We start from the raw sequence: 9,276 nt of genomic DNA, 5'->3' as shown, positions 1-9,276 counted from the left end.
CGCGCCGGCGCCGTCGGCCGCCGCGCTGCGCACCGCGGTCGCCGGCACCACCAGCGCCCGCGCCGCGCCGAGGGCGATGCGCCCGCGCGCGTACTGCCCGCCGATAATCCGGCCGCTCGCGTTGGCCAGCTCGACGTACACGCCGACCTGCCGCGTCCCCGCGTCGGCCACCGGGTCCACGCGCGCCACGCGCCCGCGGAACTCCTCGCCGGGGAAGGCGTCGAGCGCGAACGTCACCGGCTGCCCGACCTTCACGCGCGCCGCGTCGGCGACGCCGATCTGCCCCGACAGCTCGAGCACCCGCCCGTCGACGACGGTCAGCAGCTCGTCCCCCGGGTTCACGGCCTCCCCCTCCTGCCGCTGCCGCGCGCTCACCACGCCGTCGAGCGGCGCCGTGACGGCGGTGAACCCCGCCGCCTCGCCGGCGCTGGTCGCCTGCGCGCGCGCCGCGGCCAGCTGCGCCACCGCGGCCTCGTGGCTCGCCTCGGCGCTCTGCCGCTCGATCTGCGTCATGGCGCCGGCGCCGTGCAGCTCGCGCGCGGCCTCCATCTGCTTCTGCGCGACGGTGACGTTGGCCTGCGCGGCGGCCACGCCGGCGCGCGCGCCGGCGGCCTGGCTCACCACGCCGGCCGCGCGGATCGTCGCCGTCCGCTGGCCGCGCCGCACGCGGGTGCCGCGGTCCGCGCGCAGGTCGGCGATCGTGCCTGGCACCTGCTCGCGCAGCGTCACCGTCTCCTTCGGCTGCAGGGGGCCGCCCAGCGTGACGGCGCTCCCGATCAGCGCCTCGCGCACCTCGGCGACGCCCTGCGCGTCGAGGAGGGGTCCGCGCGCGGGGGGCGCGGCCGCCGGGGGCTTCGCGGGCTCGCGCGCGTCGGAGCTGCCGGCGCTCCCCGCCGCGGCGAGCGTCGCCGCCGCCAGCAGCGCGGCGCCGGCGCGGGAGGAGAGGGTCGGCCGGCGGGTCGTCGGGATGGACATCGGGCGGTCGCGGTGCGGGTCGTGGGTGGCGGTCATGGTCAGCGCGCGGGCGTCGGGACGGCCGGGGCGGCGCCGAGCGCGCGCTCGACCCCCGCGTCGGCGATGTGGAAGTCGGCGATCGCCTGCGCGACGTTGGTGCGGGCCTGCAGCAGCGCGAGCCGCGCGTCGGACACCTCGAGCTGCGTCGCCAGCCCGCGCTCGAAGCGCAGCACGGTGAGGTCGTGGACGCGCTGCGCCTGGTCGACGGTGCGCTGCCGCGCGGCGATGCTGCTCAGCGCGCGCTGGCGCTCGCCGCGCGCCTGCTGGTACTGCACCTGCACGCCCTCCTTCAGCTGCCCGAGCTGCAGCCGCGAGCGCTCCAGCTCCACGCGCGCCTGCTCCAGCTCCGCCGTGCGGCGGAAGCCGGTGAACAGCGGCACCGACACGCCCACCGCCGCCGAGACGTCGCGGCGCCACGGCGTGTCATTGAAACCGAACGTCGTGCCGGGGAGGTTCTGCGCGCCGTAGTTCACCTGCAGCGACACCGACGGCAGGAAGGCGCCGCGCGCCACGTCCACCTGGCGCGCCCGGATCTCGACCTGCCGCTCGGCGGCCGACACCGACGCGCGCTGCGCCGCCACCGCGGTCGGGTCGGGCTCGCCGAGCGTGTCGACGACGGCCGGCGCGGCGAGCGCGGTGGTGAGCTTCACGGGCCGCGTCAGCGGAAGGTCGACCAGCCGCTTGAGGTCGAGCACCGCCACCTCGGCGGCGTTGCGCGCCTCGACGAGCTGCGGGCGCAGGTTCTCCGCCGACACCTCGGCGCGCAGCACGTCGAGCTCCGAGCCGGTGCCGGCCTGGAGACGGAGGCGCTGCTGCTCGTGGAAGCGCAGCGCCTGGTCGAGCGCCGCCTGCGCGATCGCCTCGAGCTGCTGCGACAGCGCGGCGCGCACGTAGGCCCGGCGGACCTGCAGCGCGACCTCGGCGACCTGCTCGCGGAACTCGAAGCCCGCGGCCTCGCGGTAGCTGTCGGCGATCTTGAGCGCCGCGCCCACGCGCCCGCCCGAGTAGAGGACCTGCGAGCCGGAGACGCCGGCGACGTAGGCGTTGGGACGGCCCAGCGGGAGCGAGCCGAACAGCCCGCCGATCCCGCCGAGCCCCGCCAGCCCGGCGTTCTGCTCCAGGTAGCGCAGCCGCTCCGCGACCGACCCGGTCGAGTCGGGGGCGAAGCGCATCGAGTCGGGGAGGGAGAACCCGCCGCCCGTGTTGAAGGGGGAGGCGTAGGTGCGCGTGTACGAGAGCGTCCCGTTCAGCTGCGGGAGCGCCTGCGCGCGGGCGGCCGTGACCTGCGCCGCGGCGAGGTCGACCTGCGCCTTCGCGAGGCGGACCTCCTGGCTCTGCCCGAGCGCCCGGGCGAGCGCCTGGTCGAGGGTGAGCGGCGTGCTGTCGGCGGCCGCGACCGCCGCCGTCGGGGCGGCGCAGGGCGGCTCGGGGGTGCAGGGCGCCGGCGGCTGGAGGGCGGCGGCGAGTATGAGGAGCGAGCGCATCGGTCGGCTTGGATTAGAACGGCGATTCTACTTGCCTACAGTAGAATCGTCGTTCTAGAATGTCAATACTAGAAAGCCGACCTTCTCCCCGGCATCAGACCGGCGTTACGTGAGCGCATGACCGATCCGACCTCCGACATCCTCACCCAGCGGGCGCCGCGGCAGGAGCGCGGCCGCCGGCGGGTCGACGAGATCCTCGACGCCGCGGAGGGCCTCGTGGCCGAGGTCGGTCCCGCGGCCGCCTCGATTCAGGAGATCGCCCGGCGGGCGGGGGCGTCGGTCGGCTCCATCTACCACTTCTTCCCGACCAAGGACGCGCTCTTCGAGGGGGTGCGCGCGCGGTTCGAGGAGGAGGTCGGCGGGATCGCCGCGACCATGCTGGCGACCGCCGACGAGTGGGCGCGCCTCGACCTCGCGACGTTCGTCGACCGGTCGCTGGCGCCGTTCATCGAGCTCACCGAGCGGCGGCCGGCGATCTTCCTCCTGTCGGTGAACGCCGCCGGCCAGCGCGTCCCCAAGGACGCCGCGGTCGACGCGGCCATGCGCGAGGCGACCCTCGCCACCTTCGCGCGCCGCTACCCGGACGTCCCCGCCGCGGAGCTGTCGCTGCGCGTGGACGTCACGCGGGGGCTCGGCGACGGGCTGGTCGCGCTGATGCTCCACGCCGACGCCGGGGGCCGCCGCCGGCTGCTGGAGGAGCTGCGGCGGGCGATCCACGGCTACCTCGCGTCCTACGAGGAGGGAGCGGGGCGGTAGATTCGCCGGCCATGACGGCCTCCCTCGCGCTCGCGCTCCTCCTGCTCCTCGCGCCGGCGGCGCTCGCCGCGCAGGCCGCCGAGGCGTCGCTCGGCGTCATCCCGCGCCCCCGCGCGCTCATGACGCGCCCGGGCGCCTTCACGCTCGGACCGCGTACCGTCGTGTGGACCGACGCCGCGAGCGCGGCCAAGGGACGCCAGCTCGCGCGCGCGCTGGAGCCGGCGACCGGGTACGCGCTCGCCGTGCGCACCGGCGGCGCGCCGCCGGCGACCGACGTGATCGAGCTGCGGCGCGACCCGGCGCTGGCCGCGTCGCTCGGCCCGGAGGGATACCGGCTCAGCGTGCGCCCCGGGCGCGTGGTCGCGCGCGCCGCGGGGGAGGCGGGGCTGTTCTACGCCGCGCAGACGATGCGGCAGCTCCTCCCGCCGGCGGTGTTCCGCGACGCGCCCGTCCCGGGCGTCGCGTGGACGATGCCCGCCGTCGAGATCGAGGACGCGCCGCGGTTCGCGTGGCGCGGCGCGCACCTCGACGTCGCGCGGCACTTCATGCCGAAGGCGTTCGTGAAGCGCTACATCGACCTGCTCGCGCTCCACAAGCTGAACGTCTTCCACTGGCACCTCACCGACGACCAGGGGTGGCGGCTGGCGATCCGGAAGTACCCGCGCCTCACCGAGGTCGGCGCGTGGCGCGCCGCGACGCTGGTCGGGAAGCCGCACACCGACACGACGAACAACACGTACGACGGCACGCGGCACGGCGGCTTCTACACGCAGGACGACGCGCGCGAGATCGTCGCCTACGCGGCGGCGCGCCACGTCGCCGTCGTCCCCGAGATCGAGATGCCGGGGCACGCGCGCGCGGCGATCGCCGCCTACCCCGAGCTGGGCGTCACCGGCGAGGCGATCCCCGTGTGGACCAACTGGGGGGTGACGCCGCACATCCTGAACGCCGACGAGCGCACCGTCGCCTTCATGCAGGACGTGCTGACCGAGGTGCTCGCGATCTTCCCGTCGCGCTTCGTCCACGTCGGCGGCGACGAGGCGGCGAAGGACCTGTGGAAGACGAGCCCGCGCGTCCAGGCGCGCATCCGGGAGCTCGGGCTGAAGGACGAGCACGAGCTGCAGAGCTGGTTCATCCGCCGCATGGACGCGTTCCTCACGCAGCGCGGGCGCCGCCTCGTCGGGTGGGACGAGATCCTGGAGGGCGGGCTCGCCCCCGGCGCGACGGTCATGTCGTGGCGCGGCACGCAGGGCGGGATCGCCGCCGCGCGCGCGGGGCACGACGTCGTCATGGCGCCGGGGCGCTGGACCTACTTCGACCAGTACCAGTCGACCGACCAGACGCGCGAGCCCCCCGCGTTCGGCGGCTTCCTCCCGGTGGACACGGTCTACGCCTTCGAGCCCGTCCCGCGCGAGCTCGACGCGGCGCAGGCGCGGCGCGTGCTCGGCGCGCAGTGGCAGCTGTGGACGGAGTACGTGCCGACCACGCGGCACGCCGAGTACATGGTCTTCCCGCGCGCCGCGGCGCTGGCCGAGGTGGTGTGGACGCCGGCCGCGCGGAAGGACCTCGCGGGGTTCCGCGCGCGGCTGGCGCGCCACCTGGCGCGGCTGGACGCGCTCGACGTCGGCTACCGCCGAGACACCATGCCTTGACAGGCATATAACCAACACGGCATACTATCGGCGTGCCCACCGCCCCGTTCGAGGTCCTCGCCGAGCCGACCCGCCGCCGCGTGCTCGACCTGCTGCTGGAGCAGGAGCGCACGGTCGGCGAGCTGGTGGACGCGCTCGCCATGAGCCAGCCCGCCGTCTCGAAGCATCTGCGCGTGCTGCGCGACGCGGGGCTCGTGGAGGCGCGCGTCGACGCGCAGCGCCGCGTGTACGCGCTGCGTCCCGCGCCGCTGGCCGAGGTCGACGCGTGGCTCGCGCCGTACCGGAAGTTCTGGCGCGGCCGGCTCGCGTCGCTGCAGCGGCACCTCGACCGCGACAACTGAGCGGCACGCCACCCCCACCCGCCCCCGCCATGACCGCCGCCGCCCCCGCCGCCCCCGCCGCCAGCACCGACCGCATCGAGGAGCACGTCGTGCTCCGCCAGCCCCGCGCCCGCGTCTGGCGCGCGCTCACCACCGCCGAGGAGTTCGGGGCGTGGTTCGGCGTGCGGCTCTCGGGCGGGACGTTCGCGCCGGGCGCGCACGTGCGGGCGCAGTTCACGATCCCCGGCTACGAGTACGTCGTGTTCGACGTGCTGGTGGGCGACGTGGTCCCCGAGGAGCGCTTCTCCTGGCGCTGGCACCCGCACGCGGTGGAGCGCGGCGCCGACTACTCGGCCGAGACGCGCACGCTGGTCGAGTTCGCGCTGGAGGACACGGCCGACGGGGGCACGCTGCTGCGCGTGACCGAGAGCGGCTTCGACGCGCTCCCCGAGGCGCGGCGCGCGACCGCGCTGGCCGGCAACACCGGCGGCTGGACGTCGCAGCTGCGCAAGCGGCTGGTCGCCTACCTCGACGGGTGATGCCGCGCCCGCCCGTAGCCTCGCGCGAGGAGTGGCTGGCGGCCCGCCGCGCCCTCCTCGCGCGCGAGAAGGAGGCGACGCGCCTCCGCGACGCGATCGCCGAGGAGCGCCGCGCCCTGCCGATGGTGCGCGTCGACGCGCCCTACGTGTTCGAGACGCCCGACGGCCCGGCGACGCTGCGCGACCTGTTCGGCGGCCGCACGCAGCTCGTGGTCTACCACTTCATGTTCGCCCCGACGTGGGCGCAGGGGTGCCGCAGCTGCTCGTACGTGATGGACAACGTCGAGGGGGCGCTCGCCCACCTCGGCGCGGCCGACACGGCGTTCGTGGCCGTGTCGCGGGCGCCGCTCGCGCAGCTCGAGGCGTTCAAGGCGCGCATGGGGTGGCGCTTCCCGTGGGTGTCGTCGGGGGAGTCGGACTTCAACTACGACTACCACGTGACGCTCGACGAGGCGCGCGGGAGCGGCGAGTACAACTACGAGCCGGTGGCGGCGCTGCGCGCCCGCGGCGAGGTCCCGCCCGACGAGACCGACATGCCGGGGTTCAGCGTCTTCCTCCGCGACGGCGACGAGGTGTTCCACACCTACTCGACGTACCTGCGCGGGGTGGACGCGGTGCTGAACACGTACACCCTGCTCGACATGACGCCGCTCGGCCGCAACGAGGCGCACCCGATGCAGTGGGTGCGCCACCGCGACCGCTACCCGGCGGCGGGCGTCACCGCCTGACCGTCCCGCCGGCGCCCCCCTCGCGCCCCGGCCCCGTGCGCGGCGTCGCCCCGACGGCGCGCACGGCCGGCGGCGCGGCGGTCTCGGGGCCGGCGCTCAGCCCCGCGAGCGCCGCCTGCCCGAGCCGCGCCTCGTTGAGCGCGTGGCCGAGCACGCGCGCCGCCTCCTGCGGGGCGTGGAAGCCCATCGAGTTCTCCGCCTCGACGAAGTCGGTGTAGAACTGGGCGCGCCGGTGGTGCTGGCGCGCCTTCGCCACGCGCGGGCTGGCGCTGTCGGCGGCGAGCGCGGCGCGGATGTCGCGCGACAGCGCCAGCGTCGCGTCGAGCGCCAGGTTGCGCAGCTCGAAGGTGCGCCCCTGGATCGTCTCGACGCGCCCGCGCAGCTCCTCCTCGCTCTGCTTGTGGCACGTCTGGCAGGCGCGGTTGACGTTCAGCACGGGGCTGCGCACCCAGTGGTCGCTGATCTTCATCGCCCCGGTGCGGACGTACGGCATGTGGCAGTCCGCGCAGGCGACGCCGCTGCGCGCGTGCACCCCCTGGTTGTACAGCTCGAACTCGGGGTGCTGCGCCTTGAGCGTAGGCGCGCCGCTGGTGGCGTGCGCCCAGTCGCGGTGCCCGGTCGAGTCGTAGTACGCCATGATGCTGTCGGCCGTGAGCCCCTTGGCCCACGGGTAGGTCAGCGTCTTCTGCGGGCCGCGGAAGTAGTACTCGACGTGGCACTGGCCGCAGACGTAGGTGCGCATCTCCTGCCGCGTGGCGTCGCGGTTGACCTGGTAGTCCTGCACGCCCTGGCGCGCCTTGGCGAGCCGGATCCCCTCCATGAAGGCGGGGCGCGTCACGCGCAGCTGCATCGTCCCCGCGTCGTGGCAGTCGACGCACGCCACCGGGTGCGTGACCTCCTTCCGCGCCGCCTGGTACGGGAGCTTGTTGACGCTGTCGAACCCCGCGCGCAGGTCGCCGCGCCCGAGCCGCGTGTAGGTGGCGTACATCGACGCGTGGCAGTTGAGGCACGTCCCCGGCTGCTGCGTGGCCTGCTGGCGCCGCGTGAACTCCTGATCGATGAGGACGTAGGCGTGCCCGCGCTCCTCGCGGAAGTCGGTGGAGAACGCGTAGCCGCGCCAGAACTCGACCAGGCGCGGGTCCTCCTCCAGCCGCGACTGCGCGACGACGGTGCGCGGGTCGCCCTGCGTCGGGGCGTGGGGCACGGCCTCGCTCCCGCCGTAGCGCGTGCGCACCTGGTCGGTGGTGCGGCGGTAGGCGTCGTAGTGCTGCGGGAAGTTGCGCCCCCACACCGCCGGGTCGGTGGTGGTGTCGGCGAGCGCGACGACGCGGTAGAACGGGTTGCGCGCCTCGTCCTGGCGGCGGACGATGTTGGCCAGCAGCGCCCCGATGCCGAGCGCGCCGGCGAACGCCACGACGGCCGCGAGCGCGAACCAGCGGCCGCGGACGCGGCGGTGGTGCCGCTCGGGCGCCGCGGCGGGGGGCGTGGGGCCGGCGGGGGGCGTCGTCATGCGCGGGTCGGGTGGGCGGTGGGCGGTGGGCGTGGGACGTGGGCGCGCGCGTCAGCGCACCCAGTGGCCGACGGCGGCGTGGCAGCGGACGCAGGAGGCGGAGCGGTCCTCCTCGCCGGTCGCGGCGTGCGCGGCGGCCTGCATGCGGCCGTCGCCGGTGCGCCACGCGTCGTCGCGCGCCCGCGGGTCCTGCGGCGACGACGGCGCGACGTGCGCGCCCGGCGTGATGGACGCGGTGACCGCCTGGTGGCAGTCGCGGCAGGCGCGCTCGGTGATCTGCCGGTTGCGCGGCGTGATGCGGATCGGGTCGGGGTAGTTCCCCGTGGTGAAGTAGAACGAGTGCCAGAAGCCGTTGAGCGCCTTGGTCGCGTACTTGCCCATGAGGCCGTGCGGCGTGTGGCACGAGTTGCACGTCGCGACCGCGCGGTGGCTCCCCTTGGTCCACGCGGCGTAGTAGTCCTCCATCACGTGGCAGTTCGCGCACGCGGCCGGGTCGTCGGTGAGGTACGAGTGGCCGCGCGCGAAGCCGAAGGTGAAGGCGCCGAGCCCCGCCACCAGCCCGAGCGCCACGGTGGCGGCCAGCAGCCACTTCGTCCGCGCCCGGATGCCGAGCGAGGTGTCGGGCGGCGGCGCGCCGCGCGGGTCAGCGCCGGACATCGAGCTCCACGTACGAGAGCCACGCCGGCCGCGTCCCCGGGTAGACGGCGCGCACGGCGTCGCCGGCCGCGGCGCGCGCGACGTACGCGGCCAGCCCGAGCCGCGGCGACAGCCGCAGGTCGGCGCTCAGGTCGGCGAGCGTGGCCAGCGCGCGCGCGCCGCCGGTCGGACGCCCGGCGTAGCCGAAGCTCGCGCGCTCGAACGCGCCGCCCCCCGCGTACCAGAGGTCCGAGGCCGACGCGAGGCGCACCGACGACAGGTCGCCCCGCAGCGCGAGCCGCGTCCCCGGTCGGAGGGCGAGCGTCACCGCCCGCTGCGACACGTTCATCAGGTTGTGGAAAGGGAAGCGCGCGAACGGGCGCGGCGTCGGCAGCCCGTTGAAGAAGGTGCCGTGGCGCGCGTCGCCCGCGTCCCGGTCGCCGCCGCCGTGGAACGCCCACACGCGCAGCCACGGGCGGAGCGACGGCAGCAGGGCCGGCTGCAGCCCGAGCTCCAGCGCGCCGGCGGCGGCGCGGTGGTCGAGCCGCCCCCAGTCGCCGGCCTGCCACGCCCCCCACGCCACCCCGTCCACGGTGCCGACCGGCGTCGCGCGCGCCCACAGCGCGTGCGCGCCCAG

The 9,276-nt window shown here is 75.8% G+C and carries 10 protein-coding genes; 5 read left to right on the top strand and 5 right to left on the bottom strand.

Annotated features, from left to right (window positions below):
• Together PYV61_RS14820 and PYV61_RS14815 are read right to left on the bottom strand one after the other, a co-directional pair.
• The coding region (locus PYV61_RS14820) for an efflux RND transporter periplasmic adaptor subunit (RefSeq protein WP_275832873.1) at positions 1-1,011 on the bottom strand (1,011 nt) is incomplete at its 3' end.
• Positions 1,012-1,013: 2 nt separating this feature from the next.
• Entirely contained in the window at positions 1,014-2,498 is a 1,485-nt protein-coding gene (locus PYV61_RS14815) for a TolC family protein (RefSeq protein WP_275832871.1), read from the bottom strand.
• 117 nt (positions 2,499-2,615) lie between these two features.
• Here PYV61_RS14815 and PYV61_RS14810 point away from each other — a divergent pair, with 117 nt between their 5' ends.
• The 5 genes from PYV61_RS14810 to PYV61_RS14790 are packed head-to-tail and all read left to right on the top strand — an operon-like array spanning position 2,616 to position 6,493.
• On the top strand, positions 2,616-3,254 hold the full coding sequence (locus PYV61_RS14810) for a TetR/AcrR family transcriptional regulator (protein ID WP_275832869.1): 639 nt from the start codon (positions 2,616-2,618) through the stop codon (positions 3,252-3,254).
• Positions 3,255-3,265: 11 nt separating this feature from the next.
• Positions 3,266-4,906 (top strand): beta-N-acetylhexosaminidase, encoded by a 1,641-nt coding sequence (locus PYV61_RS14805; protein ID WP_275832867.1) that lies wholly within the window; start codon positions 3,266-3,268, stop codon positions 4,904-4,906.
• Positions 4,907-4,938: 32 nt separating this feature from the next.
• Positions 4,939-5,247 (top strand): metalloregulator ArsR/SmtB family transcription factor, encoded by a 309-nt coding sequence (locus PYV61_RS14800; RefSeq protein ID WP_275832865.1) that lies wholly within the window; start codon positions 4,939-4,941, stop codon positions 5,245-5,247.
• 29 nt (positions 5,248-5,276) lie between these two features.
• A complete protein-coding gene (locus PYV61_RS14795; RefSeq protein WP_275832863.1) occupies positions 5,277-5,765 on the top strand; it encodes an SRPBCC family protein in 489 nt (162 codons plus the stop codon).
• Positions 5,765-6,493, top strand: a complete 729-nt coding sequence (locus PYV61_RS14790) for a DUF899 domain-containing protein (protein WP_275832861.1) — start codon at positions 5,765-5,767, stop codon at positions 6,491-6,493. Before PYV61_RS14795 ends, PYV61_RS14790 begins: the two co-directional genes overlap by 1 nt.
• Here the strand turns inward: PYV61_RS14790 and PYV61_RS14785 are convergent.
• The 3 genes from PYV61_RS14785 to PYV61_RS14775 all read right to left on the bottom strand — a co-directional run.
• Positions 6,483-8,003, bottom strand: coding sequence for an ammonia-forming cytochrome c nitrite reductase subunit c552 (locus tag PYV61_RS14785; RefSeq protein ID WP_275832859.1), 1,521 nt, complete (start codon positions 8,001-8,003; stop codon positions 6,483-6,485). The genes PYV61_RS14790 and PYV61_RS14785 overlap by 11 nt on opposite strands.
• A 51-nt stretch (positions 8,004-8,054) precedes the next feature.
• Positions 8,055-8,660 carry a cytochrome c nitrite reductase small subunit gene (gene nrfH / locus PYV61_RS14780; RefSeq protein WP_275832857.1) on the bottom strand — a complete coding sequence of 202 codons (606 nt, stop codon included), beginning with the start codon at positions 8,658-8,660 and terminating at the stop codon, positions 8,055-8,057.
• On the bottom strand, positions 8,647-9,276 hold a 630-nt coding region (locus PYV61_RS14775), incomplete at its 5' end, for an alginate export family protein (protein ID WP_275832855.1). The genes nrfH and PYV61_RS14775, both read right to left, overlap by 14 nt.

It is taken from the genome of Roseisolibacter sp. H3M3-2 (assembly GCF_029211165.1).
Taxonomy (GTDB): Bacteria; Gemmatimonadota; Gemmatimonadetes; order Gemmatimonadales; family Gemmatimonadaceae; genus Roseisolibacter.
The sequence above is the reverse complement of the archived record's forward strand: the minus strand, read 5'-3'. Positions and strand labels throughout refer to the sequence as shown.

Excerpts from the sequence above, each read along its gene's own strand:
- PYV61_RS14815 (WP_275832871.1), bottom strand. The coding sequence starts at position 2,498 with ATGCGCTCGCTCCTCATACTCGCCGCCGCCCTCCAGCCGCCGGCGCCC.
- PYV61_RS14810 (WP_275832869.1), top strand. The coding sequence starts at position 2,616 with ATGACCGATCCGACCTCCGACATCCTCACCCAGCGGGCGCCGCGGCAG.
- PYV61_RS14805 (WP_275832867.1), top strand. The coding sequence starts at position 3,266 with ATGACGGCCTCCCTCGCGCTCGCGCTCCTCCTGCTCCTCGCGCCGGCG.
- PYV61_RS14795 (WP_275832863.1), top strand. The coding sequence starts at position 5,277 with ATGACCGCCGCCGCCCCCGCCGCCCCCGCCGCCAGCACCGACCGCATC.
- PYV61_RS14790 (WP_275832861.1), top strand. The coding sequence starts at position 5,765 with ATGCCGCGCCCGCCCGTAGCCTCGCGCGAGGAGTGGCTGGCGGCCCGC.
- PYV61_RS14785 (WP_275832859.1), bottom strand. The coding sequence starts at position 8,003 with ATGACGACGCCCCCCGCCGGCCCCACGCCCCCCGCCGCGGCGCCCGAG.
- nrfH (WP_275832857.1), bottom strand. The coding sequence starts at position 8,660 with ATGTCCGGCGCTGACCCGCGCGGCGCGCCGCCGCCCGACACCTCGCTC.